The 26,413-nt window shown below is 61.0% G+C and carries 21 protein-coding genes; 6 read left to right on the plus strand and 15 right to left on the minus strand.

Going from position 1 to position 26,413, the window contains the following annotated elements:
* Positions 1–70: 70 nt before the first annotated feature.
* On the plus strand, positions 71–1,417 hold the full coding sequence (locus ACILSE_RS10070) for a sulfatase (protein ID WP_395717258.1): 1,347 nt from the start codon (positions 71–73) through the stop codon (positions 1,415–1,417).
* Positions 1,418–1,477: 60 nt separating this feature from the next.
* Positions 1,478–2,653, plus strand: a complete 1,176-nt coding sequence (locus ACILSE_RS10075; protein WP_395717259.1) for a DUF1080 domain-containing protein — start codon at positions 1,478–1,480, stop codon at positions 2,651–2,653.
* A gap of 66 nt (positions 2,654–2,719) precedes the next feature.
* Here the strand turns inward: ACILSE_RS10075 and ACILSE_RS10080 are convergent, their stop codons facing one another.
* The 8 genes from ACILSE_RS10080 to ACILSE_RS10115 all read right to left on the minus strand — a co-directional run bounded on the left by ACILSE_RS10080 (position 2,720) and on the right by ACILSE_RS10115 (position 10,481).
* Positions 2,720–3,658, minus strand: a complete 939-nt coding sequence (locus ACILSE_RS10080; protein ID WP_395717260.1) for an ROK family protein — start codon at positions 3,656–3,658, stop codon at positions 2,720–2,722.
* 55 nt (positions 3,659–3,713) lie between these two features.
* A complete protein-coding gene (locus ACILSE_RS10085) occupies positions 3,714–4,475 on the minus strand; it encodes a type III pantothenate kinase (protein ID WP_395717261.1) in 762 nt (253 codons plus the stop codon).
* Entirely contained in the window at positions 4,472–5,182 is a 711-nt protein-coding gene (locus ACILSE_RS10090; protein ID WP_395717262.1) for a hypothetical protein, read from the minus strand. Before ACILSE_RS10090 ends, ACILSE_RS10085 begins: the two co-directional genes overlap by 4 nt.
* Before the next feature lie 63 nt (positions 5,183–5,245).
* Positions 5,246–6,022: a phosphate ABC transporter ATP-binding protein PstB gene (pstB, locus tag ACILSE_RS10095; RefSeq protein WP_395717263.1), complete on the minus strand. Its 777-nt coding sequence runs from the start codon at positions 6,020–6,022 to the stop codon at positions 5,246–5,248.
* 17 nt (positions 6,023–6,039) lie between these two features.
* Entirely contained in the window at positions 6,040–6,816 is a 777-nt protein-coding gene (pstB, locus tag ACILSE_RS10100) for a phosphate ABC transporter ATP-binding protein PstB (protein WP_395717264.1), read from the minus strand.
* Positions 6,810–7,991, minus strand: coding sequence for a phosphate ABC transporter permease PstA (pstA, locus tag ACILSE_RS10105; RefSeq protein ID WP_395717265.1), 1,182 nt, complete (start codon positions 7,989–7,991; stop codon positions 6,810–6,812). The genes pstB (ACILSE_RS10100) and pstA overlap by 7 nt, the downstream gene beginning before the upstream one ends.
* Positions 7,988–9,499: a phosphate ABC transporter permease subunit PstC gene (gene pstC / locus ACILSE_RS10110; protein WP_395717266.1), complete on the minus strand. Its 1,512-nt coding sequence runs from the start codon at positions 9,497–9,499 to the stop codon at positions 7,988–7,990. Before pstC ends, pstA begins: the two co-directional genes overlap by 4 nt.
* A 166-nt stretch (positions 9,500–9,665) precedes the next feature.
* Positions 9,666–10,481, minus strand: coding sequence for a PstS family phosphate ABC transporter substrate-binding protein (locus tag ACILSE_RS10115; protein WP_395717267.1), 816 nt, complete (start codon positions 10,479–10,481; stop codon positions 9,666–9,668).
* 255 nt (positions 10,482–10,736) lie between these two features.
* On the opposite strand from ACILSE_RS10115, the gene ACILSE_RS10120 reads away from it, so the two are divergent.
* On the plus strand, positions 10,737–12,263 hold the full coding sequence (locus tag ACILSE_RS10120) for a porin (RefSeq protein ID WP_395717268.1): 1,527 nt from the start codon (positions 10,737–10,739) through the stop codon (positions 12,261–12,263).
* A 149-nt stretch (positions 12,264–12,412) separates the two neighbouring features.
* Positions 12,413–13,240: a hypothetical protein gene (locus ACILSE_RS10125; protein WP_395717269.1), complete on the plus strand. Its 828-nt coding sequence runs from the start codon at positions 12,413–12,415 to the stop codon at positions 13,238–13,240.
* A 7-nt stretch (positions 13,241–13,247) separates the two neighbouring features.
* On the opposite strand, the gene ACILSE_RS10130 is transcribed toward ACILSE_RS10125, so the two are convergent.
* From ACILSE_RS10130 to pyrH, 4 genes are all read right to left on the minus strand, one after another.
* Positions 13,248–15,740, minus strand: coding sequence for a DUF6600 domain-containing protein (locus ACILSE_RS10130; RefSeq protein ID WP_395717270.1), 2,493 nt, complete (start codon positions 15,738–15,740; stop codon positions 13,248–13,250).
* Between the two features lie 70 nt (positions 15,741–15,810).
* Positions 15,811–16,488 carry a UDP-N-acetylglucosamine diphosphorylase gene (locus ACILSE_RS10135; protein WP_395717271.1) on the minus strand — a complete coding sequence of 226 codons (678 nt, stop codon included), beginning with the start codon at positions 16,486–16,488 and terminating at the stop codon, positions 15,811–15,813.
* A gap of 97 nt (positions 16,489–16,585) precedes the next feature.
* Entirely contained in the window at positions 16,586–17,152 is a 567-nt protein-coding gene (gene frr / locus ACILSE_RS10140; protein ID WP_395717272.1) for a ribosome recycling factor, read from the minus strand.
* Between the two features lie 44 nt (positions 17,153–17,196).
* Complete coding sequence (gene pyrH, locus ACILSE_RS10145) at positions 17,197–17,934, minus strand: UMP kinase (protein ID WP_395717273.1); 738 nt, start codon at positions 17,932–17,934, stop codon at positions 17,197–17,199.
* Between the two features lie 76 nt (positions 17,935–18,010).
* Here pyrH and ACILSE_RS10150 point away from each other — a divergent pair, with 76 nt between their 5' ends.
* Both ACILSE_RS10150 and ACILSE_RS10155 read left to right on the plus strand, forming a co-directional pair.
* Positions 18,011–19,192 (plus strand): trans-sulfuration enzyme family protein, encoded by a 1,182-nt coding sequence (locus tag ACILSE_RS10150; RefSeq protein ID WP_395717274.1) that lies wholly within the window; start codon positions 18,011–18,013, stop codon positions 19,190–19,192.
* Between the two features lie 103 nt (positions 19,193–19,295).
* Complete coding sequence (locus tag ACILSE_RS10155) at positions 19,296–20,777, plus strand: PLP-dependent transferase (protein WP_395717275.1); 1,482 nt, start codon at positions 19,296–19,298, stop codon at positions 20,775–20,777.
* Between the two features lie 8 nt (positions 20,778–20,785).
* Here the strand turns inward: ACILSE_RS10155 and ACILSE_RS10160 are convergent, their stop codons facing one another.
* Genes ACILSE_RS10160 through ACILSE_RS10170 form a run of 3 tightly spaced genes read right to left on the minus strand, consistent with a single transcriptional unit; the run spans position 20,786 to position 26,351 of the window.
* Positions 20,786–21,007, minus strand: coding sequence for a DUF4926 domain-containing protein (locus tag ACILSE_RS10160; RefSeq protein WP_395717276.1), 222 nt, complete (start codon positions 21,005–21,007; stop codon positions 20,786–20,788).
* 16 nt (positions 21,008–21,023) lie between these two features.
* Positions 21,024–21,356, minus strand: coding sequence for a DUF6883 domain-containing protein (locus ACILSE_RS10165; RefSeq protein ID WP_395717277.1), 333 nt, complete (start codon positions 21,354–21,356; stop codon positions 21,024–21,026).
* 3 nt (positions 21,357–21,359) lie between these two features.
* Positions 21,360–26,351, minus strand: a complete 4,992-nt coding sequence (locus ACILSE_RS10170; protein WP_395717278.1) for a PVC-type heme-binding CxxCH protein — start codon at positions 26,349–26,351, stop codon at positions 21,360–21,362.
* Positions 26,352–26,413 lie beyond the last annotated feature (62 nt).

Raw genomic sequence — 26,413 nt, forward strand, 5'->3', positions numbered from 1 at the left:
CATGTCTTTGCACAGACATGCAAGACGCAAGCTGCAAGCGCAGGTCGCAAATCGCGTTCACATGCATTCCATGCGCCCGCTGATTCTTTCTCTTTTCACCCTCTGCTCGTCGTTATTCGCGGCACAGCCCAACATCGTCTTCATCCTCGCCGACGACTTCGGCTACGGCGACCTCGGCTGCATGGGGTGCAAGGACATCGCCACACCGAACATCGACCGTCTTGCGGCGGAAGGGGTGAAGTTCACTGACTTCTACGCGAACGCGCCCGTCTGCACGCCCACGCGCACCGGCTTCATGACCGGACGCTGGCAGCAGCGCTGCGGGCTGGAGTTTGCGTTCGGTTATCAGGTCGAGCAATTCCGCCGCGTGAACGGCGAATGGGTGCCGGAGAAGGACATTCACGCGCTCGGCCTGCCTTTGAACGAGATCACGCTCGCGCAAAAATTCAAAGCGGCCGGTTACGCCACCGGTGCGTTCGGGAAATGGCACCTCGGCTTCAAGGACGAGTTCAATCCGGTCAAGCGCGGCTTCGACGAGTACTTCGGCGAACTCCTCGGCCACTGCGACTATTACAAGCACACCTACTACGACGGCACCTACGCGCTGCGCGATGGTCTGGAGCCCGTGAAACGCGAAGGCTACCTCACCGACCTCATCAACGAACGCGCGGCGAGGTTCATCCGCGAGCACAAGACCGCGCCGTTCTTCATGTACGTGCCGCATCTGGCCGTCCACGCTCCGTTTGAAGCCCCGGACGCGCCCGACACGCCGATGGTGACCAAGGAAACCATGCACCACGGCAGCCGGGAGATTTACAAGGCGATGGTCGAGCGCATCGACCATGGCGTCGGCATGATCCTCGCCGAACTCGAGAAAAACAGCCTCGCCGACAACACGCTCGTCGTTTTCTCCAGCGACAACGGCGGCGAGCGCTACAGCCGCAATCTGCCGCTGTTTCATCACAAGGCGACCGTGTGGGAAGGCGGCATCCGCGTGCCCTGCCTCATGCGCTGGCCTGCAAAGCTGCCGAAAGGCAAAGTGACCTCGCAAATGGCCATCACGATGGACTTGCATGCGACCTTCGCAGCGATCGCTGGAGCCCAAACGCCGCCTGAAAAGCCGCTCGACGGCATTGATCTCATTCCGTTGCTCACCAGCGATGCCAAACCCATCGACCGCACCTTCTTCTGGCGCATCGACCGCTCGAATCGCAAGCAGAAGGCCATCCGGCACGGGAAATGGAAGTACATCAACGACGGCAACACCATGGACCTCCTCTTTGACCTCGAAGCCGACATCGGCGAGCGAGTGAACCTCGGCTACCAGCGCCTGGAAGTCCTCGAAGACCTTAAATCGAAGCTGAAAGCGTGGGAAATGGAGATGGATGCCAGTGAGCGTGAGATCTGGGTGCGATGACCCCCGGTCCGAACGAATCCCGATTGCCTGCATCTTCACCCTGCGTATTCCTCGCCCGCCATGAACCGCTCCGCCCTACCCACGTTCGTTTTTTCGCTTCTGACCACCGCCGCGCTCGCCGAGGGCGGCTTTTATGGTGATCCGCCGGACAAGACGCATCCGTGGGCCATTCATGACATGAACCGGCCGCAGCCGGTGCGTGTGGAGCCTGGGACGTTCAGCTCGCAGGAAGTGCCGGGCACTCCGCCGTCGGATGCCGTCGTTCTTTTCGGCGGCAAGCCGGAAGAGATCGAAAAATGGATTTCCGACAAGAACGGCGAGCCGACGAAGTGGGTCGTCAAAGACGGCGCGCTGCAATGCGTGCCGGGCAGCGGGTACATCCGCACGAAGGAGGAGTTTGGCGACTGCCAGCTACACATCGAGTGGAGCGCGCCGAGCAAGGTGGAGGGCAACAGCCAGGGCCGCGGTAACAGTGGTGTCTTCCTGATGGGCGCGGTCGAGGTGCAGGTGCTTGACAACTACAACAACCCTACTTACGCCGACGGTTTCGCATCGTCGATTTATGGCATCAATCCGCCGGCGGCGAATCCGCTGCGTGCTCCGGGCGAGTGGCAGGTCTATGACATTGTGTTTCGCAAGCCGGTCTTCAAAGACGGGAAGGAAATCGACCCCGGTTACATCACCGTGTTTGTGAACGGCGTGCTGACGCAGGATCACACGCCGTTTGAAGGCGGCGGCGGGCACATGAAGCGCTCCAAACCGCGCGCCTTCCCTGAAAAAGGCCCGCTCAAGATCCAGGATCACGGCAATCCCGTCCGCTTCCGCAACATCTGGTATCGCCCGCTGCCGAAACGTGCCGTTGAGGGCGGCGAATACAGCCGCATGAGCGAGGAAGCGACCGCAGCGAAGCGCGCCGAGATCGCCAAAGGCATCCGCGAGGACGCCGCGAAGCTCGAAGGCCATGCGAAGATGCTGCGCCTGTTCGAGTCGCTGTGCTACGCGGAGAACGCCGAGGCCCGTGAATTTGCGACCGGTGCCGTGAACGACTTTGCGAACGCGATGAAAGCCGTTCCCGCCGACAAGATCGAGTCGAAGAAAGGCGAGATCATGCAGGTGACGAAGGCGCTGCGTTATCTGGCGCAGTGGCAGTTCCTCCCGGCCGATTTCGCCGCGAAGGCGGACCTTGAGGGCATCATCAAGGCCCAGGACTGGGAGCCGAAGCCGAAGAAGAAGTGAGGCGGGCAAGGCGTTTGCTCCGCAAGCGCCGTCAGACGGCGGGCTGGGGACAGCCCGCCCTACCGATCAAACCGCATCCGCAGCCAGCGCCGCGTTGCCGATGATGCCGGCCTCGTTGCTGAAGCGGGCGGGCAGGATTTGCAAGCGCTCCCACACGACGGTGCTGAGCATGCTCTGCACCTTGTTTTTGAGCGGTGTGAAGATCAGATCACCGGCTTGTGCGACGCCGCCGCCGATGACGAAGGCGTCGGGATTGAGCAGCCAGGCGATGCTGGAGAGCGCGGTGCCGAGCCAGTCGGCCACCTCACCCCAAATCTGTCGCGCGATGTCATCACCGGCCTGCGCGGCGTCAGCGATCTTCTTCGGCGTGCAGTCGGCAACGTCTTTTTCGATGCCGGCCTCGGCGTAGCGCTGTACGGCGTGCTCCGCGATCTGCTGGTTGCCGGTGTATTTTTCCAATGCGCCGAGATTGCCATAGTGTCCGGGCTTGCCGTCGAAATGAATGCTCATCTGGCCGATCTCGCCCGCGACGAAGCCGCTGCCGCGGAACATTTTGCCATCCAGCACGAGTCCGCCGCCGATGCCGGTGCCCATGGTGAGGCCGATGACATTTTTCAGGCCGCGGGCGGCGCCGTGACGGAACTCGGCGTAGGTCATCGCATTCGCGTCGTTTTCGACGAGCACCGGCAGGCCGGTTTTTTCGCCGAGGATGGTTTTGAGGGGCACATGCTTCCAGCCGGGGACATTTGTCAGCTCATGCACAAAACCGTGGTCGAAATCGACGAGACCTGGAACACCGACGCCGATGGCGCAGATGGCCGGGTAGGTCTTTTGCAGCTTCGCGACGCGCGCGGCCATCTCGCCAATGAGCGCGGCCGGACCGTGGAAATTCGCGGTGGGGATGGGCTCGTCGGTGACGAGGAGTTCCTCGCCACGGCAGACGCCGAGTTTCACGGAGGTGCCGCCGAAGTCGATGCCAATGGAGGTTTTTGCAGAGTCAGACATGATGGGAAAATGACGAATGCGGAATGTCGAATGTCGAATGATGCCAGATCACTCGTCATCCAGGGTTCGTCATTCCGCCCGAAGCGGCGGCGAGATTGCCCACCAAACGCAGGCCGTGCAAGGTCAAATCGGGGTCCACGGTGATGCTTTCCCCCATCCCGGCGATGATCCATTCGGCATCACCGCCGGTGGCGACGATGTGGGCGTCAGACGCATTGAGCTCCTTCTTCAGCGCCTCCAAGATGCCTTTCACCATGCCACGGTAGCCGATGGCGGCTCCGGCGAGGATGGCGGCCTCGGTGGACTGGCCGATGGCGCTGGCGGGCTCGCGCAAATCGACGCGCGGCAGCAACGCGGTGCGCTCGTGCAGGTAATCCGTCATCAAACGCAGCCCGGGGGCGATGACGCCGCCGATGTAGTGCCTGTCTGGGCTGAGGATGTCGAAAGTCACGGCTGTGCCGAAGTCGATGACGATGCCGGGCGCCCCGTGCATGTGCGCGAGAGCGACGGCGTTCGCGAGGCGGTCCGTGCCGATGCTTTCCGGCTTCGGATAACGAATGCCGATGCCCATGGGCGTGTCATGGCGCAAGACGAGGAGCTGGGCTCCGAGCACATCCTGGAAAGCGGGCACCGCCTTTGGCACAACGCTGCAAAGCACTGCGTTTTCAAAGGCCCAGCCATGAAGAATGTCCCGGATGGCATCCGGCGAGATTTCGCGCGTGGGATGCTCGCGGTGATCGACAATCGCTTCGCTGGTGGCGAGGCCAAATTTCGTGCGGCCATTGCCGACGTCGATGAGCAACTGCCTGCGGCTCATGGTTTGGCCGGTTCTGGCTCCTTTTTCGGCTCCCCCGTCACCGGCTCGCCAAAAGTGCGCACCTCGATCATGCCTCCAGGCGGTTTTTTCGCGGGATCTGGGGCGGCGGGCGGCGTTGGCACTGCGGCGGCCTTTTTGGGATCATCCTCGACCGGCAGCGCCTTGGGCGGGTCTTTCACGACGCGGACGCATGGGTAGAGCATGTTGTAATTGTGGCGCAGCGCGGCGGGAAAAGAGACGCGCCCCGGCTCGGTGACGTTTTCACGCAGGACCTTCGAGGCGAGACTGGCAAATACCTCGCTGCCGAGCTTTGCGGCACGCTCGGCGGTGCCGTTGACGACGGAGCCCACCGCGTTGGCCGCGGACCGGCCGCCGCTGCGAAACATGTCGCTGCTGATGCGGCGGTCCTGGATGGAGATGTAGGCCTGGGCGGAAAGCATCTCGCCATCCGGGCCGAAGCTCATCTCCAGGCTGGCGTGGTCGTCAGCGGAGAACATGCCGCGCATGTGATCGACGCGCACCGAGATGAAAATGCCGCCGTCGGGAGCGCTGGTGATCTCGGGCTTGTAGGTGCGGTAGTTGCTTTCGGAGAATTTGTATTCAGCCGCCTTGCCGCCCTCCTTTTTCCAGCCGCCGAGACCTTCACCGAATTTTTCGACGTCCACCTCCACGCCGGCTTGCGCAGCACCGGCGAGGACAAGAAACACAATCGGACATAGTTTCATTGCCTCACCATGCGACATGAGAGTTGCATTGCAACCCCGAGGCCGTCACGCCAGCCGTCCAGTGATGTAGGACTCGGTCAGCGGATCATTCGGGTTGTTGAAGATGGTCATCGTGTCGTCTTCCTCGACGAGCCTGCCTTTGTAAAAGAAGGCAGTGCGGTCTGCGATGCGCTTCGCCTGCTCCATGTTGTGCGTGACGATGACGAAGGTGTACTGGTCGCGCAATTGAAGGATGAGCTCCTCGATGCGCGCGGTGGCGATGGGGTCGAGCGCGGCGCAGGGTTCGTCCATGAGCAGGATGCGCGGCTGCAGGGCGATGGCGCGTGCGATGCACAGACGCTGCTGCTGGCCGCCGGAGAGGCCGGTGGCCATCTCGTGCAGCCGGTCCTTCACCTCATCCCATAGCGCGGCGGCTTTGAGACTGCGCTCGGCGGCCTCATCGAGGTCGTGGCGGTCCTTGATGCCGGCGACACGCAGGCCATAGACGGCGTTTTCAAAGATGGAGCGCGGGAAGGGATTGTACTTCTGGAAGACCATCCCCACGTTGCGGCGCAGGCTGATGACATCGACCTCCGGCGCGTACAAATCGACGCCGTCGATCTTGATGCCGCCGCTGACGACGCGTGCGGAATCGACAAGGTCGTTGATGCGGTTGATGGCGCGCAGCAGCGTGCTTTTGCCGCACCCGGACGGGCCGATGAGAGCGGTGACGTCCTTGCTCCGCATGTTCAAATCGACATCGAACAGCACCTGGTGGTTGCCATAGGCATAATTGAACTTCTCCACTCGAATGAGCGGTTCTTCAGAGACGGAAGCTGGCATTGCGGCGGCCATGAAATTCAACTGAAGGTGCCGCGGAGATACGACTCCGTCAGCTTTTCGCGGGGATTGGTGAAGAGCTCCTCGGTGGGGGCGAATTCGACGAGCGTGCCGAGGTGGAGGAAGGCGGTGAAGTCAGAGACACGCACGGCCTGCTGCATGTTGTGGGTGACGATGACGATGGTGTAGTTCTGCGCGAGCTGGTGCATGAGCTCCTCGATCTTCAATGTCGAGATCGGGTCGAGCGCGGAACAGGGTTCGTCCATCAAGAGCACATCCGGCAGCGTGGCGATGGCGCGCGCGATGCACAAACGCTGCTGCTGGCCGCCGGAGAGCGCGAGCGCGTTGGCGTTGAGCCGGTCCTTGAGCTCGTCCCAGAGCGCGGCCTGGGTCAATGAGCGCTCCACAGCCTCGTCGATCACGTTTTTGCGCTTCTCGCCGTGGATGCGCAGGCCGTAGGCGACGTTTTCATAGATGCTCTTCGGGAATGGATTCGATTTTTGGAAAACCATGCCCACCTGCTTGCGGAGCTGGGTGAGATCGACATCGGCGTCATGGATGTTTTTGCCCTTCACCAACACCTCGCCCTTCGTGACGCGGGCGCTGGGCACGCGGTCGTTCATGCGGTTGATGCAGCGCAGAAGCGTGCTCTTGCCGCAACCAGAGGGGCCGATGAGCGCGGTGACACGGTGGTATTCGACCTCAAGGCTGATGTCATGCAGCGCCGTGCTGGCACCGTAGCAGAAATCCATGCCGCGCACCTGGACGACCGGCTGTTTGGAGGCAGAGGTCACCATTTGTATTTCTTGCGAAGGTGAATACGCAGCCAGATCGACGCGGCGGCCAGCGACGCGACCAGGACGAGGAAGACGAAGACGGAGCCGTATTGCGCGCGCTCGGCGTACTCGTTCTGCGGGATTTTCGCGGCGAGGGTGTAGATGTGATACGGCAGCGCCTGCACGGACTCGGTGAAGATGCCGAGGAAGCGGGAAACGCTCTGCTCCCAGTGCGCGAAGATCGACGCGTCCGCAGGCAGCGGCGGCAAATCCTTCTGCCAGGGCAGCTTGTCTTTGAAAGCGAGCGCGGCTGTGAACATGATCGGCGCTGTCTCGCCAGCAGCACGGGCGATGCCGAGGATGCTTGAGGTCAGAATGCCCGGAGTGGCGAAGGGCAGCACACTGTAGCGGATCGTCTGCCAGCGCGTGGCGCCGAGCGCCATGCTCGTCTCGCGGAAACCCTGCGGCACGGCCTGCAGGCACTGCTCGCTGGCGGTGATGATGACAGGCAGGATGACGAAGGCGAGCGTGAAGCCGCCGGAGAGCACGCAGGTGTCCCAGCCTTCGAAGCTCAGCGTGGTGAAGCCGAGCGGAATGGCGAACACGGAGCGCTCCGCGGGCACATCGACAAACTTCGGCGCGGTCAAAACGAACGCGCCGAGACCGAACAGGCCGAACACGACGGAAGGAACGCCCGCGAGGTTCAAAATGGCAAGCCGGACGGTTTCGAGGAACTTCCCCTTCTTCGCGTATTCGCTCAAATAGATGGCACAGGACACGCCGAGGAAGAGAGCGACGCTCACGCTGACAATCACGAGCAGCGCGGTGCCGACGATCGGTCCGAGAATGCCGCCGCCGGAGTAGGAGATGGTTTTTTCGGAGGTGAAGTTCTCGCCAAGCTGTTTTTTGGCCGCGTCGGCGCCATTCACGTCGGTTTCGATGTGCTGTCCCTGCCTGCCTTCGATGACGTGCAGCGTGGCGGGCAGTTCGGTGAGGAACTTCGTGTTCACAAACGGCCACTTCGACTGGAACGCGACGGGCGCTCCTTTGGCGAAGATGTGCAGCATGATGGCCGCGGTGGTCAGCACGACGACATAGCTGCCCACGCGCAAGGCCCAGCGCGCGATCGTCTCGCGCTTCTGGATGCCGGAGTTGTCTCCGGCGAAGGGATTTTCGGCGTTGGAGGCGGGAATCATGCCTTGTGAGATTCAAAGCGTCGCGCGACGGTCCGCGCGCACCAGTTGACGAGAAGGGAGATGGCAAAAAGAACGATGCCGACCATGAAGAGCGCCTGCCAGTGCGAGCTGCCGCGTGAGACCTCACCAAGCTCCTGGGCGATGATGCCCGTCAACGTGTGCGCAGGCTGGAAGATGACCCCGGGGCCGGCGCTGAAGTCGGGAATGGCGATGCGGTTGCCCGCGACGAGCAGCACGACCATCGTTTCACCGATCACGCGTCCCAAACCGAGGAGAATCGCGGAGAGAATGCCGGAGATGCCCGCGGGAACGATGACGCGGAAGACGGTTTGCAGCTTCGTGGCACCCAAAGCATCGGAAGCATCGATGTAGGCGCGAGGGACGTTGTTCAGCGCGTCCTCGGAGAGGCTGAACATCGTCGGCACGGCCATGAAAGCGAGCAGGCAGCCGGCGTTGAACATGTTGAGGCGCTCCTGGATCGGAAAGCCGGGCACCCATTGCAGAATGCCCCATTCGCTCACGTCCTTAATCAAATTGCCGACGAGCGAGATGCCGATGAAGCCGAGCACGACGGATGGAATGGCCTGGATGAACTCGATCACGGGCTTGATCATTTCCTTTTCGCGATCGGAGGCGAATTGATTCGTGTAGATGGCCGCGGTGACACTGATCGGAGTGGCGAGCAAAATGGCGATGAGCGCGATGACGACGGAGCCGGTGAGCAATGGCACAAAACCGTAAAAGTCCTGCCATGAGCTGTTCGTGATCCACTGTCTGCCGAAAAAGAACGCGCCGATGACTCTGAACATGGAGACGGGTTTTTCCCACTGCCACGCCTTGAGATTTTCCGCGGCGGTTTTGATGTCTTTGCCGTGCCGCGGCACTGCGGCGCGAACCTCCTCGACGAACTGGTTGTCATTCGGCAGCGTGGCGGCGGCTGTCTCAAGCGCGATGACGTACTCATTCAGCTTCGTGACGAGTTCCTCGCGGCGTTCGAGCAACGGCGCGATGCGTTCGCCAAAATTCACAGGATCGACCTTCGAAGCCTCGGCTTCTTTGAGCAGATCGGCCTTCTCGGCAGGGTCTTTGGCCTTGGCGGCCCCCGCGAGGAGCTGCTGGCGGCTAGATTCGAGCGTGTGGAATTCGACGGCAAGCTCCTTGGTCTCCTGGGCATGCTCTTTGAGCTCGTCGAGCACTTCAGTGGCGGGCTCGATGGCGGTGTCAAAGGTGTCCTCGGCATCTCCGAGCGCTTCTTTGACAGCCGCATCGCCGGCGGCGGCCTTGGCTCGTCGCAGGATGCTGGTGAGCTCCTGCTGCGCCTTCAGAGGCCGGTCAGCGATGTCGCAGAGCTCAAGGCCGGCCTGACGGTAGGTTTCCAGCTCGTGACGGTAGGTCGGCAGAAAGTCGATGCCCTCCCGCAGAAGAAAGACCATGATGAGCACGAGCACGATGACGGCGGTGCTGGCGTTCGAGCCAAAGAAATATTTGATGACCTGTTGTGGATCCATCCCCAAGACGGTGCGCTTGCGGTTCCTGACGATCAGGCTTCGCAACGGTGGCCTACGGGCTGAATCGGGACTGTCCATGCAGGTGTGTTTCCTGGCCTTCAAAGAAGAATCCGGCGAGGAGAAGCAGATTCTCCTTCGCCGGATTTGGAGAGGGGTCAACCAACGATTATTTCATCTGTGAAAGCGGGACGAAGCCGCCCTTGGTGATGATGGCGTCACCAGCAGGGCTGCGGCAGAAGTCGATGAACTCTTTGATGGTGCCGGCGGGCTCACCGCTGGTGTAAAGGAAGGTGGGGCGGGCCAGGGCGTAGCTTTTCACGGCGGCGGGATTCGGAGAGGAGCCGTCGATGGAGACAATTTTGATGCCCTTGGCACCGGCATAGGCATACCCGATGTAGCCGATACCGTTGGCGTTGGAGGAGACTTCGGAGACGATCTGCTCGTTGCCGGCCATTTTCTGGCTGTTGGAGCCGTATTCGCGGCCTTTCATGGCCATGGTCATGAAGTCCTTGTAGGTACCGGAGGACGTGTTGCGGGTGTACACCGAGATGGGGCCGGGGTTGCCGCCGACTTCGCTCCAGTCCTTGATGTCACCCGCGAAGATTTGCATGATCTGCTTCTTTTTGAGGTCGGCGACGGGGTTGTTCTTGTTCACGACAACGGTGATCATGTCCCAGGCGATCTCGATTTCGTTGATAGCGATGCCCTTGCTACGGCAAAGGGTACGCTCGTCCGGCTTGATCTTGCGGGAGGACATGCCGATCTCGGCGGTACCTGCGGCGAGATTGGTGAAGGCGGTGGAGGAGCCTTCGGCGGCGATGTCAAAGCTCACCTTGCCGCCCTGCTTCTTGAAAGCCTCGGCAAGAGAGGGGATCAGCTTTGCGCCGAGGGTGTCCGATCCACGGATACGGAGGGTGGACTGGGCCTGGGCCGCCAGCGTGGCGGCCAGGGTGAGGCAAAGGACGGAGAGAATGGATTTCATGGATGGGTGGGCAGTTTGATCTTTTTAACAACGGCCGGGAATCGGCACGCCGAGGGTGTTCAAGTCGGGGATGGAATCAAAACGGCTTCTGTGAAGAAATTGTCACATAAACACCTCCCAAAACACCCAAAAGTTCGTGACGGAAGTGTCACATTGGATCGCTCGTCACCAGTGCTTCCTTTTGTTTAAGGGTGGGTGTCGTCACGCAAATTGTGTGACGGAAGCAAACATAATCTTACCAAGCTGACACATTCCATGTTCAAGACCAAGCCACACAGCGCTCTCGCACGCGTGCTCGCCCTTCTCACGGCGGTTACCGTGGCCCTTCCTCCGACGTTGCCGTTGACCGCCAGTCCGGCGATGGAGAAACTCTTTTATATCCTGAAGCAGAAGGGCTCCATCACCGCAGATGAGTACGAACTGTTGGTGCAGACGATGAAGGCCGAAGAGAGCTCTTTGAAGCCTCAAACTTCCTCTTCATCCGCCGCTCTGGAACAACGCCTCGAAAGAGACGAGGCCACCCTTGCGAACCTGCAGCAGAATGTGCAGCAGCAGAAAGAGGAAATGTCCAAGATCAGCGACAACACCAGCCCCTCCACGATGAGCAAGGCAGACCTAGACGCCCTGCTTTCAGACAAATGGTACGAGCGGATCAAGGTGCGTGGCTATGTGCAAAACCGGTTCTACGGCATCCTTGGGGACGATGATCTCCCTGGCTACCATCAGTTCAATGACAGCAGCATCGCCAATGATACTGCATCCATTGGCATCCGGCGGGCACGCCTCATTCTCAGCGGCGACGTCACGGATCATCTCTACCTCTATTTGCAATCCGATTTCAATGCGAGCCAGACTGGTTCGACCTCCCTGCAAGCCCGCGATATTTACGGTGATATCTCCTTGGATCCGGCCCGCGAGTTCCGCGTTCGCTTGGGTCTCTCGAAGGTTCCTTATGGTTTTACCAACCTTCAATCATCCCAAAACCGTTACGCGCTGGAGCGACCTGATGCGCTGAATTCCGCCGTCGAAGGCGAACGCGATTACGGCGCTTATTTCATCTGGGCTCCTTATGAGAAGCGGAACCTGTTCAAGGACCTCGTTAAAATGGGCTTGCGCGGTTCTGGAGACTACGGTGTCCTGAACTTCGGCGTTTACGGGGGCCAGGGTATCAACCAAAACGACCGTAATGGAGACGTTCATTACATCGCGCGCGCAGCCTGGCCTTTCTCCATTGGGGATCAGATCATGGAAGTGGGGGCGAGTTACTTCAGCGGTCGCTACAACCCGAATGCCACCCTGATCGGGACTGGTGTAGGCTCAGTCACTCCCACATTTGATACACGTGGCCTGCGTGACGAGCGTCTTGCCGTCAATGCCATCCTCTATCCGCAGCCATTCGGCCTCGAGGCAGAGTGGACTTGGGGGAACGAGCCGACTCTGAGCCAAGATATGCGTTCGATCAACAGCGAGAGCCTGAGTGGCGGCTATGTGCAGGCCGTCTATCGTCACGTTTTCCCGAATCAATCGGAGTTGCTGCCCTTCATCCGCTGGCAGACCTTCGATGGTGCCCGCAAGTTTGCCAACAATGCTCCCCGTTACCGCTCGAGTGAGCTGGCTCTTGGAATCGAGTACATCCCCTACCCCGAGTTCGAGATCACACTGATGTATGCCACAGGTACGCGCACGAACTCGACGGACAATCCAGGCGGTGCCGCAACCCTTCCGCGTTATCGCGATGTGAACTTCCACTTCCTGGGTCTGCAGGCGCAGATCAATTTCTGACGACGGTTGGTTCGTGTTAGACAAAAGCCGGGCGCTTCGGGAGACGCGTCCGGCTTTTTGTTTTCAGGCTCGCTTGTGTGTCTGCATGCCGGGTTGATTTACCGGCGGTTTTCCTTTAGCCTTCACGCCGCATCCAACCCTGCGGCCTCATGGAAAACACGCTCCAGCAGATCCTTTATGTCGCGTCGGCCGTCGTCTTTGCCGTCGCGTGCCGCAGCTTTGACCATCGTTTCATTCAGAAGCTGGGCTGGTTCGCCCTGCTCGGGGCCTCGTATCTCGCGGGCTACTTTCTCACCGGCGGCCAGCACCTCGGCGGGCTCGTCTGCGTGAGCTTCTGGTTCATGCTGCCGTGGCTGGAGATCATCTTCCGTGTGCGCCGGCTGCGTTTTCCCATCAAAAGCGAGATCAAGCACCGCTTCCCTCCCTCACGTGAGGTTTTTCCCGAGCTCGGCGATCTGAGCGGCGAAGCCGAGGATGCCGGATTCACCGAGGTGGGCGACACCGGCTGGCAGTGGAGCCAGACAGACCACTTCATGCGTCTGTTTTATCACGCTGAGAAACGCATCCAGGCCTCCGTGGCGCTCGCCCAGCAGGGCGACTTCGGCTTTTCCTACGTCAGCCTCACTTCACGCACGAAGGACGGCATCACCTGCACGACGACGAACTATCCCTTCGCCGCCACGATGAAGCATTCGCCCAAGCAGCAGCTCAACCGCTACACCCATGCCGCTTCGTTCGAGGATTTGCTGGAACGCCATGAGGACTTCCTCCGCAGCCAGGGCATCACCACCGAGGAGCTCGCCCTCCAGGACACCGAATACCTCCACGCCTACATCGAGCGGGACATGAGCGCTCAGATCGACCACAACATCACCGCCGGCGTCATCGAGCCCACCGGCAACGGTGAATTCCGCTACTCCTGGCGCGGCTGTCTTTTTCTCTACTGGCAGGTGGTAAAGGACATGCTGCGGGTGTGATCCAAGCTCATGACCCAGGATTCTGCGGCTGGGGTTGATTGCGCGCAGCTTCCTCTGCCGCACGACGCGCCGCCTCCTCAGCCTGACGACGGGCTTCCTCCGCCGCCCGCTGCGCTGCTTCCTGGGCGGCACGCTGTGCCTCCTCTTGGGCTCGACGCATTTGTTCTTCGGCGGCGCGGCGTGCCTGCTCTTCAGCCTGACGCTGGGCCATCTCCTGCGCGGCACGTTGGGCGGCCTCCTGCTGGGCACGCATCTGCTCCTCGGCACGACGCTGCGCCATTTCCTGCTGCTGACGGATTTGTTCCTCCTGCGCACGACGAGCGGCCTCCTCGGCCTGCTGGCGGGCCATTTCCTGCGCGCGGCGCATTTGCTCCTCCGCCTCACGCCGGGCCGTTTCTTGAGCGCGCCGTTCGGCTTCCTCCTGCTGGCGTTGCATGGCGGCAGCCTCGGCCTGCTGGCGTGCGCGTTCGGCCTCAGCGGCGGCCTGGGCTTGCTCAGCGGCCATTTTTTCCGCAAGGGCACGCTGCTGGGCCATTTGTTCCTCCTGCTGGCGCTGCTGCATGGCCGCAGCCTCAGCTTGCTGGCGTGCCCGTTCCGCCTCGACGGCATGCGCCTGCTCCAAGGCCATCTTTTCGGCCGCAGACAGTTGCTGCGCGGCCAGTTCGTCTTGTTGCTTCTGCTGCATCGCGGCAGCCTCGGCCTGCTGGCGGACGCGTTCAGCCTCTGCGGCCGCCTGGGCTTGCTCGGCGGTCATTTTCTCCGCGGCAGCACGTTGTTGGGCGGCCAGCTCGTCCTGCTGTTTTTGCTGCATGGCCGCAGCCTCGGCTTGTTCGCGTTGATTCTGTTCGGTGGCGGCCTGCAAACGTGCTTTCTCTGCTTCTGCAGCCTGCGGTTCCACCGCCGGGGGCGCAGCGGTCATTTTTTCGACTACTGACGCGGGCTGGGCGCTTGTTTCGGCCGAAACGAGCGGAACCGGGCTGTTCACCACCGCCGGTGCTTCGGTGGCGATGACCGTAGCAGGCTGAACAGGCATCAACAACCTAGGCGCGGTTGTTTGTGGCTGTTCTGGAGTCGCTGCAACAACTGGCGTCACGTTAGGCAGCTGTTCGGGCTTTGTTTCCGCCGGAGTCTCCGTGGCGGCTGTTTGAATGGTTGTCATCGTGGCTTTCTCGTCCACGGCAATCGCGGGGCGGACAGTCTCCCTCGTGACGACTTCGGCTATAGGGCCGGGCGTCGGGCTGCTAACGACGGGCGGCAAAGGCTGCTGAACAGCGGCCGCCACCTTGTCCTCGGCGATGGTTTCGCGAATCTCGCGCGCCACCTGCTGCGGCACGCCTTCAAAGGCATCGACACGCTTCGGTTTGTCGATGCGGTCGGTGATCTGCGGGCGGACTGGCGGCACGCCGGCCTTTGCAGCGGGCAGATCGACGATGACTGGTTGCGACAAGGCCTCCTCGCGATGATGCCCGGGCCGTGGCTGCGGAAGCTGGTCCACGGAAGCTGTTTGTACCTGCACCTGCGGGACCTGTCGCGCACAAGCCTGCTCCATCTGCGTGCGCGGCGGGCCGCCATGGTGCTTGAAGACGTTCCGGCGCGGTTGGTCGTCGCAGCGCACGATCTGGGTGACGTTCACGCTAGTTTGAAAAATCGTGGTGTTGCGCGTCACAGGCGCGCAAACGGTGGTGTAGCTCGGCTGTGTGAAGTGATTCGTGGTGATGAAGGTGTAGCTCGACGGACCGAGGTTGTAGTGTGCATCGCAGTCGCGATAAACGCCGTTGCACGGGCCACGATCCGGAGGCAGCGGCGCCCAGCCGACGTAGTCGCGGCTCTGGCGCCACGAAACCCACGCAGGTGCCCACTCATGGCCTGGTACCCACACCCAGCCGTAACGCGAGAGATTCACCCAGCGGCCATAGTGATACGTGGCCCAGCCAAACGGCTCATTTGACTGCCATGTCCAGCCCAGCGACGACCACACCCAGCAGCCATCGACATACGGCCGCCAGCGCGGCGGCGTGATCGTGGGCCGCCAGCAGTAGCCGTAACCGCTCACGTCGAACCAGCGGCCATAGGGCGTGAGGCGGTCGTAAAACAGCGAGTAGTCAGGCGGGGTCGAAGCCACAGGCGCGGAGTTCAGCCGGGGCAGAGGCGCGATTTTTTGCGCGATCACGCTGCTCTGCCGCCGCGCCGTGTCCGCTTGCGCGCGCAGATCGTCGTTCTGCTTTCTCAAGGCATCGAGCGAGCCGCGCAGCGCGGCATTTTCCTGCTGCTTCACCGTCTTTTCCATCTCCGCGAGCTGCTTTTCCATCAATGCACTGCGGGTCTCGATCTCCAGCGCCTGACGTTGCAGCGCATCGCGTGCCGCGGCCAGCTCCGCCTGTGTTTTTACCATCTCCTCCGGGTCCGGGGCCACCGATGCTGGTGGAGCGACAGGCTTCTCACAACTGACGGATGAGAGCAGCGCCGCGAGGGCGAGAAGGGAGCGAAGACGTGTCTTCATAAGGCGTGGTGTCATTGTGACGCCATGCTGGCGCGCCTGATTCAAAACTCTTTGCGGGAAAGATCCTGCCTCAGCGCCGCCGCTTCACGAGCTGCTGCGTCTGCCGCGTCTTCAGCATCAAATCCGCGTCCAGCACGCCGCTAAAATGCGTCAGCGGATACACGATGCTGCGCCGTCCGATGATGCTGCCGGGGCTGAGCACGCTGTTGCAGCCGATCTCCGCATAATCACCGATGATCGCGCCGAACTTCCGCAGGCCGGTGGGCATGGAGTCGGTCTCTGTCTTCACATGCACCTCCAGCCGGTCCAGGCGCACATTGGAAAGGATCACGCCCGCGCCGAGATGCGCCTTATGGCCGAGAATGGAGTCGCCGACGTAGTTGTAGTGCGGGATTTCGCAGCCGTCGAAGACCACGCAGTTCTTGAACTCGCACGAGTTCCCAAGCACGCAGCCGTCTCCGATGATCACATTTTCGCGGATGTAGCAGCCCGCGCGGATCTGGCAGTTCCGCCCGATCCAGGCCGGGCCTTTGATCACAGCGCCCGGTTCCAGTGTGGTGCCTTCATCAATGAACACATCCTCGCCGATGAACGCGCCCGGCGGCACCTGCGCGCGGATTTCACGCTGCAAACGAAACTCCAGGTACTGTTCGATCCGCACCAGCGCCGTCCACACAGGCGAGTCATCCGGAAACAGGATGCCATGCTTCGTGTGCGTGAGGTCGAGGTAGTCGCGGGCGGGGAACACGTTGTCTGAGTTTCAGGTTCAAGGTTTCAAGTTTGAAGCTGGTGTCATGTCGAGGTGAACTTGAAACCCGAAACTTAAAACTTGTGACTGTCTTGGCTCAGACCGTCAGGATCTCCTTCTCCTTCGACGCCACATGCTGGTCGATCTCGGCGATTTTCTTGTCGGTCATCGTTTGGACGTCCTTTTCCAGGCGGTGGAGGTCATCTTCGGTGATTTTGCCGTCTTTCTCGCCTTTCTTCAAGGCCTCCAGAGCCTCGCGGCGGGCAGAGCGCACCCGGACACGGGCTTCCTCGCCGAGGGTCTTGCACATCTTCACCATCTGCTCGCGGCGCTCCTGGGACAGGGCCGGGATTGGCAGTCGGATCACCTTGCCCTCGATGCTGCCGTTCAAGCCGAGACGTGACTCGCGGATCGCACGGTCAATGTCCTGCAAAGTGCCCGGATCAAATGGCTCGATGCGGATCAACCGCGCATCGGGCGTGGTGATCATGGCGAGCTGCTTCAGCTTCATGTGGCTGCCGTAGCTCATGACATGCACATCCATGTTTTCGACGAGCGTGGGGTTGGCCTTTCCGGTGCGCACGCTGGCGAACTCGTGGATGGCGTGCTCGACGGCCTTCGTCATGGCCTCATCGGCCTCCATCATGGTCATTTCAGGGTCCATAGTCGTGGGATTTGAAATTTCAGATCGCAGATTTAAGTCGGCCATCAGCCCTTGGCATCGACCATCGTGCCGATGTACTCACCGGTGAGGGCGCGGCGGATGTTGTCCGGCTCGTTCATGCTGAAGACGCCGATGGGCATGTTGTTCTCCATGCAGAGGGAGAAGGCGGTGGAGTCCATCACCTTGAGCTGGCGTGTGAGGCACTCGTGAAAGCTGATGCGGTCAAACTTCACCGCGTTCGGATTCTTGTTCGGATCGGAATCGTAGATGCCATCGACCTTGGTGGCCTTGAGCACGATCTCGGCGTTGATCTCACTGGCACGCAGCGCGGCCGTGGTGTCGGTGGAGAAGAACGGATTCCCTGTGCCGGCGGCGAAGATCACCACGCGGCCCAGCTCGAGGTGACGCATCGCTTTGCGGCGGACGAAGGGCTCGGCCACGTTGTCCATCTTGATGGCGCTCTGCACGCGAGTCGGCACGTCCATCGCCTCCAGCATGCTTTGCAGGGCCAGCGAATTCATCACCGTGGCCAACATGCCCATGTAGTCCGCCGTGGCGCGCTCCATGCCTTTGTTGCTCGCGGTCACACCGCGCCAGAAATTGCCACCACCCACCACCAGCGCGATCTCCAGACCGGTCTGGTGCGCCGCCTTGATCTGGCCCGCCATGTCTTCGACGATCGGCGGGCTGATGTTGTCCGTGCTGCCCGGTTGTCTCAAAGCCTCGCCGCTGAGTTTGAGCAGAACACGACGGAATTTACGAGGAGAAGTGGAGTCGGCCATGAAAGAGCGGATTTGATCCATAAAGCATGAGCGCAGCGGCCTTGCAAAGCCAAATCTGCTGCGGCATCCATCGCACATGAAAGAAGACCCGACCCTTCCCGCCGACGCACGCTTTGAAACGCGCGCGATTCATGTCGGACAGGACTACCGCAGCGAGACCGGCGCGGTCATTCCGCCGATCTACATGACTTCGACGTTCGAGACCGGCAATCCGACCGGTTTTGACTACACCCGCTCCGGCAATCCAAACTTCCGCAACCTGCAAGGCACGCTCGCCAGCCTGGAAAACGCGAAGCACTGCACCATCTTCGCCAGCGGCCTCAGCGCCATCTCCGCCATCCTGTTCTCGCTCAAAGCGGGGGATGTGATCCTCTCCGAGCAGCAGATCTACGGCTGCACCTACCGCATCTTTGAAAAAGTGCTGCGTCGTTTCGGCGTCACCATCAAATACGCCAACCTCACCAATCCTGAAAACTACGCGCTCATCACGCAGCTCAAGCCCGCGCTCGTCTGGCTCGAATCGCCGACGAACCCGCTGCTGAAGATTCTCGACATCAAAGCCATCAGCGATGTCGCTCATCGCGCCGGCAGCATCGTCGCCGTGGACAATACCTTCGCCTCCAGCCTGCTCCAGCAGCCGCTCGATCTCGGTGCCGACCTCTCGCTGCTCAGCACCACGAAATACACCAACGGCCACAGCGACAGCCTCGGCGGTGCGGTTTGCTCGAATTCCGACGAGTGGCAGGAAAAAATGATCTTCGCGCAGAAGGCCATCGGCTTGCAGCCCAGTCCCTTCGACGCCTGGCTCACCTCGCGCGGTGCGAAGACCGAGGCCGTGCGCATGGAGCGCCACTGCTCCAACGCCCTCGAACTCGCGAAGCGGCTGGAAGAACTCAAGGCCCGCAAAGGCCGCAAACGTGTCCGCAGCGTGAACTACCCCTTCCTGCCCAGCCATCCGCAGTACAAGCTCGCCAAAAAGCAGATGAAGGCCGGTGGCGGCATGCTCCTCGCCGACTTCGGCCTCAGCTACGGCGACACCCTCGCCTTCATCCGCCGTTTGCGCCTCTTCACCCAGGCCGAAAGCCTCGGCGGCATCGAAAGCCTCGTCGCCCATCCCGCCAGCATGACCCACGCCTCCATTCCCAAAGAAACCCGCGAAGCCGCCGGCGTCACCGACGGTCTCGTGCGCTTCTCTGTCGGTATTGAGCACGTCGAAGACTTGTGGGCGGACATTGAACGGGCGCTGGCGGCGAAGTGAGTTCAGTTAATCCGCTGATCAGACGCTAATGTGACGCTGATGAATGAATTTCTTTATTTGCGTCTGATCAGCGTCAAATCAGCGGTTCAAGATCGAAGTTTTAATGACCGACCTCTTCAAACACCCTCTCTGCAACGCCGAGGACCTCGGCAAGGCGATCCCTGATCACGAACTCGGCGTGTCGGTGTGCCTACCACTGTGGAAACATGTGATCGGCTATGAGGAAGGCGATCAAGAGATCGTTTCGAAGTTCAAATCCGGCTATCCACGCTTCTGCTGTCCGCCGGCCATCACGCGCTTGTTCGCCGCTGCCGAAAAGGAATTCGCTGCCGCTGGCGAACGCTGCCTCGTCTTTCCGCGTGTCATTCACGCGGAACGCTGCGTGCAGTTCATCGAAACCGGCCGTGCGGTTGAATGGACAGCGCACCAACTCGGCGTCGCCGTGTTTCCCGCCGATAGCTACGTGAAGGCCCGCAAGTTCTGGCGCTTCTGCGGCGAATGCGTCAGCACACGGCAGGCCTGCGATGCCTTGGGCGAGCACCAAAGCGAAGCAACGGCAGAAGAAGGAAAAGCAGCGAACTGCATCATCCGCGAACGCATCGCCCAACTGGCCGGACAGCAGCCAGAGGACGTGTTTCTCTTCCCGTCCGGCATGGCGGCGAATTTTGCTGTGCATCGCATGCTCACGCATCTCTTCCCCGGCCGCAAAACCACGCAGCTCGACTTCCCGTATGTCGATGTGTTGAAGCTGCAGCAGTTCTTCGGCAGCGGTGCACACTTCCTGCCGCTCATCAAAGACAGCGAGTATGACGATCTGCGCACACTGCTGCAAAACGAGCCGCTGGCCGGCCTCTTCTGCGAAGCGCCGAGCAATCCCCTGCTCCGCTGCGTCGATTTCGAGCGTTTGCTGGCCATTCGTGCCGCCGCGCAGCCCGGCGTGCCGATCATCGTCGATGACACGATCTCCACCGTCGCCCATGCCGATGCGCATCGAGCTGCTGATGTCGTCACAACCAGTCTGACGAAGAGTTTTTCCGGTGCGGGCGATGTTCTGGCCGGCAGCGTCGTCTTGAATCGAAAATCACCGCATCACGCCGCCTTCTCCGCCTTCTTGACCGCGCACGCCGATCACGAACTCTGGCGTGGCGATGCCGTGGCCCTCGAACTCAACAGCCGCGACTTCGTGCAGCGTGCTGTCACCATGAGTCGCAATGCCAAAGCACTCGCCGATCACCTGCGCACGCATCCAAAGGTGGATCGAGTGTGGCATGCGGCGACGGAAGGCGGACGCGGTTACGAATTCATCCGCCGCGAGAATGGCGGCCACGGCTGCCTGTTCTCTTTCACGCTCAAGAACCCCGAGCAAACGAGCGCAAAGTTCTACGACGCCCTGCGTGTCTGCAAAGGCCCCAGCCTCGGCACCAACTTCACGCTCGTGTGCCCCTACACGCTCCTCGCACATTACGAAGAACTCGACTGGGTCGAAAGCGTCGGCGTCAGCCGCTGGCTCATCCGCGTGTCCGCCGGTTTGGAGGACACGCAGGAGCTGATCGCACGCTTTGATGAAGCGCTGGTGCAGGACTGATCCGAGCTTTATGCCGCCGCGAGTGCCTCGTGCTGCAACAGAAGCAGTTCGTTCCGGCGACATGTGCGCAAGCCCAAGGTTTTGCCGTGAAGATCCACAAACTCGACCTCAAATTCATCTGGCGAATAGACCTCCACCACTGCGCCGACCTGTCCGACGGCGAGATGTTCCTCGGGCACGGCATGCAGCAGTGCCACGGTATCGAGTTGATGGATGGGGCGTGTTTCCATAAGGACAACGCAGAGCTTATAACACATGGAAAGTCACCAAACGAGGTGATTTTTCACCGTGGCGGATGATCCAGACAGCACGCACCAGCGCAGACCTGCCTTGATGAGTGAGCATGAAGTCCATCTCGTAATGCTGCCCGTGCGTCGTGTTCTTGGTGGCGGTGCAATCATACGTTCGCGCCGCGTCGAGCAGCCGGTTTTGCATTTCCACCGCATGCTGTCGGCGCAATCCCAACGATGCCTCAAACACTCTCGCCTTGTGTTTTCCCACCGGGTGATCCGGGCTGAACGAGTAATCGCTGAGCTTTTCGATCTCGACGATCGCATCTGGGGCACCCGGCAGTTTCATGAGTCACTTCTTCTCCAGCCTCACATAATCCAGGCCGACCATGTTCGACGGTACTGCATCCGGATTCGGCGGTGCGAGGGTGAAGGTCAGCTTGTGCTCTCCAGCGCTCAATTCATGCGTGCCCCACTCCTTTTCGCCGGTGTGGATGACCTTGGGGCCGTTGTAGCCATCGAAGGAGGACGTCACCGGCTTCCCATCGAGAGCGATGCTGACCACGCCGTAGTCGCGCGCCATCGTGAGAGCGCCGTAGAGCGTGTACTTGCCCGCTTCCTTCACGGGAATGGCCAGCGTGAGCTTTTGATCCGGTTTGCCGCCGGTCCACCAGAGCTGCGCACCGCCGCTCCACTCGCCGCCGAAGCCGCCCATGCCTTGCCGACCGGTTTTGCCGCCGGTGATTTCGAGCACCTTCATCGATTCGCCTTCGAGGGCGCCGGGTATTGTAGTCCCGGCTTTAGCCGGTCTTCCTGAGCCGCCTGAAGGCGGGACTACAGAACCGCTCTGCAAATACTTCACCAAATCCACCACCATCTCCGGCTGCAAAGCATCAAACAGCCCCTCCGGCATCGTGCTGAGCTTCGAGACCTCGCGCTTGGCGATGTCCGCCTGCGGCAGCGTGAACTCCACGCCGCCCATCATGGCGATCTTCACCGCGGCGGGGTTCTCGTCTTTGATGACGCCGCTCATCACACGGCCGTCCTTCATGGTGAACAAATTGAGCTGGTAGGCCTTGCCGATGACCGCGTTAGGATCGAGCACGTTTTCGAGCAGGTAGTTCAAATCGGCGCGATTGCTGCCGGTGATGTCGGGGCCGACGTTTTGACCTTCGCCGAAGAGTTTGTGGCATTGGCCGCAGGTGGCGGTGTAGAGCATCTTGCCCTTCGCGAGATCGCCTTTGGCCAACGCGGCGGGTGTGAGCAGCGCTTTGTATTTTTTCGTGCGCTCGCCAAGATCGGCTTTTGGTGCGTTCACATCGCCCCAGGCGGATTTGATCAAGGCATTGATCTCCGCGTCATCGAAGGCAGTGAGCTGTCGCACCAAAAACGGCGACAAGGCCGTCGCAGGCACGGTTTTGGCCTCCACGGCCTTCAAGAGCGCTTTCGAGCCTTCTTTCGTCGAGGCGAGCGTGTTCACCGCATCGGGCAATTCGTTCGCGGAGAGCTTCGGCAGCGCCGCACCGAGGATTTGGGGTGTTTCAGCGTCTTTGAGCGAGGCGAGCGCCTGGATGGCCTGTCGGCGAAGGGAGGCCGGTGAGTCGTTGGAGACGATGTTGAGCAGGATTTTGGCTGTGGCGGCATCTTTGGCCTGTAACAGCACCTTCAAGGCGCTTTCACGTGCTGCCGTGCCTGCGGTCGCGAGGGCGAGTTGATCGCGGAAGTGCTTCAAAGCCGCCTCGATGCCCATGTGGGCTTCGAGTTCGAGCAGCAAAGTGGTTGCGGCTTGAGCCGCATCCCCGGATTCGGCTAAAGCCGAAGCCACTTTCTCCCGCATCGCCGCCCAATTCGCCGGTTGGGACACCTTGCTGCCTCCGCGAGCCGCCTGCACGACCGCCGTGAGCAGATTCTGCCGCAGCGCCGCGTCCTTCGACTCCGCGGCGAGCTTGAGCAGTCCTTGAATCCCCGCCTCCTCGCCCGCCAGTCGGCGATAGATGAACTCCGTGACCTTCGGCATCTTCGACACCGCCGCGAGCTGCAACCCCACCGCCGCATCCGCCGCCACCACCGGCTCGATGCCATACCAAATGAGCAGCGGGATCATCGGATCTTCCGCGTCTTCGCCGTGCTTGAGGAGGGCGGTGGCGAGGTCTTTGCGTTGATCTTGGGGAAGACGCTGAAGCGCGGAGGCGAGCTCGCGGCGGACGATGGGGGAACTCTGGTTTGTGGCTAGGTTGGTAAGACCTTGAATCAACCCATTCCAGTCGGCAACACTCTGGGCTGGGTTGTTATCAGTCTTTGGATTGGTCGGATCACTTTCTGGTGGTCCACGAAAAGCGGGATGACTCAAGCGGATCGAGATTGCTTTGATCAACTCATTAGCGGATGCGGGAGGAAGGTTAAAGTCATGTGCAAAACCCTGATGCGGGCGCAACGCGGCTGCGGAATCTGCTATGCTGCGCATGAGCCAAAAGGACTTTGGCAGCTCGGAAGTTTTGATCTGAGTTCCACTTGGTTTATCAGCGAGAATCTGCGTGATATGTTCAAGAACGTCTATTTTCACAACGGCTCGCTCAGCTAGCACCCTCCTCGCCATGCGTGAAAACCACTCATTCTTCGTCTGCACGGCCAGTCGGGCCAGCTTCTCATCCGTTTCCTTCGCGAGATCGAAGGGAGCCTTGGGGAAGTCGGACTTGTCGGACACGTCCGACCTGTCGGAGGTGTGAGGAGGGCCGGCATACGTCACGCGGTAAATCCGTCCATTGCTGCGATCCCAGTGCTCCACGGCTCCGCTGCCGCGGTGGCAGATTTGCTGATCGGACCAATCACTCACATACAGCGCCCCATCCGGGCCGACTTTTTGCGTGACGGGGATGAAGTGCATGTCGTTCGCTCGCAGGAAGTCGGCGGCGTGTTTGCCGATGTAGCTGCTGCCTTTCACGTCGGTGTAGTTCGCGACGAGGCGATGGCCGTGGAGGTTGCCGAAGAGGAGCTGGTTGCGATAGGTCGGCGGGAAGAGGCTGCTCTGATAAATGGCGAGGCCGCAGTGCGCGTGACCGCCGCCGAGGGCGTTGGTGTCGTTGTTCATCACGCCTGCGCCGGTCGTTTTGTCGAAGGTGACATCGGGTCGCGGATTGCCAGCATAGTGCGCGTGGTCGGCGATGGTCTTGATGTCCTCGTAGGTGTAGGCATTGAAGTGCTGCCCGGCCTGCCGGTGATACAGCCCGCCCGGCACGATGTGGTAGAGATGCGGAATGACGCACGCGGTGACGAACCACTCGCCATGCTGGTCGTAATCGAGCCCCCACGGGTTGCTGGTGCCATGCGCGAAGACTTCAAACTCATGCCGCACCGGATGGTAACGCCACACACCGGCATTGATCGGCTCGCGCTGGGCATCCGGCGTGCCCGGTTTGCCGACGCGGCTGTGCGTGAAAACGCCGTGGCAGCCGTAAAGCCAGCCGTCCGGGCCCCAGATGAAGCTGTTGAGCGTTTCGTGCGTGTCCTGGGTGCCCCAGCCGTCGAGAAGGGCGTAGGCGGTGAAGTTCACCCCAGGCACCTGCGAATAGGACGCATAGGTCTTATAAGTCACATGGGACGCATGTGCCCCATTCAAGGCGTCCGCGCGGTCATCGTGATCGAGATCGGGAATAAACATCAAATACGGTGCCGCCCCCACCCACACGCCGCCGAAGCCGAGCTCGATGCCACTGACGAGATTCAGGCCTTCGCAGAAGATCTTCTTCGTCTCGAAAGTGCCGTCGCCGTCCTTGTCTTCGAGGATTTTGATGCGGTCCTGGCCTTTTCCGACCTCGCGGGGCTGCGGGTAGCTGTTTCCTTCCACGACCCAGATGCGGCCGCGCTCATCAAACGTGAACGCGATCGGCTGCACGACATCCGGCTCCGCGGCGATGAGTTCGGCTTTGAAGCCGGTGGGGAGCTGGATGGACTTCAGCGCATCCGCAGGCGACTGGCCTTTGGCGTATTCGGCCTGCGGTTTGAGCGCGGGGCCGTAGAGCTTCTTCGGCGTGAGGTCGGCGGTGGTTTCGCTGCGCTGCTGCGTGAGGACATAAACGCCCGCTTTGTTGCCGACGACGATGTCGGGCAGCTTGTCGCCATTCACATCGCCGACTTGCACATCGACACCGACGCCGCTTTCGGCATCGACGAGGTGCGGGACGAAATCGACGCCTCCTTTGCCATCGCGCTTCGTTTGATACCAGTAGATGACGCGATGGCCGCGCTCGTCGGGATCGTGGCCGTTGTGTGCCCAGTAGCGCTTGCCGGTGACGATGTCTTTGATGCCATCGCCGTCGATGTCCGCTAGGTGCGCGGCGTGCGGCTGGGAGAAGACTATGCCGTAGTCGTTGTCCTGCGGCTGTTCGCTGACGAGCATAACTCGATTCCAAGTGGGGCGGGCACTCTTGCCTGCCTCATCATTGCGGGCAGGAGTGCCCGCATCACTGGCCTGCAAATACACCGCCACGCCATAGCGATGCGCTGCGAGAGCAGTGAAGACATCGTTCGTGCCGTTGCCATCGAAGTCATACGCGAACATCTGCGCCCCACCGCCGACTCCGGCAGCGAAGTTGTGCTGGGTCCAGTGTGGTGCAGCCGTCCCGGCTGCACTGGGCAGGCCAGAGGCCTGCACCACACTCGTATTCTCCCACCAGCGCCGCGCTTCGAGCAGATCGAGCTTTCCATCGCCATTCACATCACCGACGCCGAGGCCGTGGGTGAATTTGGCGACCTTCATGTCATCCGTGACGGCAACGAAAGGCCATTTCTCGGTCGGTTTGGCCCAGTTCGGGGCGAACCAGCCGAATTTGCCACCGGTGCTGCACACGATCTCCGGTTTGCCGTCGCCGGTGATGTCTGTGAAGACGGGCGATTCGTTGTCCACCACGTCGGCGACGAGGTGCATGGGCCAATACGTAGAACGAACTTCCGAGTTCGTTTCCTCTTTGGCGTCGGGCTGAACGGACTTGGAAGTCCGTTCTACGTTGTTCAGATACAGCCGCGCCTCCTTGCCGGGGAAGCCGAGGATGAGGATGTCGTTCCGCTTGTCGGCATCGAAATCGTGGACGTAGGCGAAGAAGTTGTCCGAGTAGCCATTGATGCTGAAAACCTTCGGCTCGTAGTAGGCGTGCTTTTTCTCAAACGCCGGGCCTTCCCACCAGAACGGTCCCGCGACGACGTCGGGTTTGCCGTCGCCATTGATGTCACCGATGGCGGCACCCTCGGAGTAAAAATCACCGTGGAGTTGCTGGCGCTTCCAGGTGATCTGCGTGGCGGCGTGCAGGCAAGTGGAGGCCGCGAGGAGGGAAAAGATCAGGCGTTTCATGACGAGAGACACCAAACGCTAGCAAACCTGCCAACTGGCAGGCAAGATAAACTGCTCGTCTC

Origin of the sequence: Prosthecobacter sp. (genome assembly GCF_044236155.1) — a bacterium.
Lineage (GTDB): Bacteria > Verrucomicrobiota > Verrucomicrobiia > Verrucomicrobiales > Verrucomicrobiaceae > Prosthecobacter.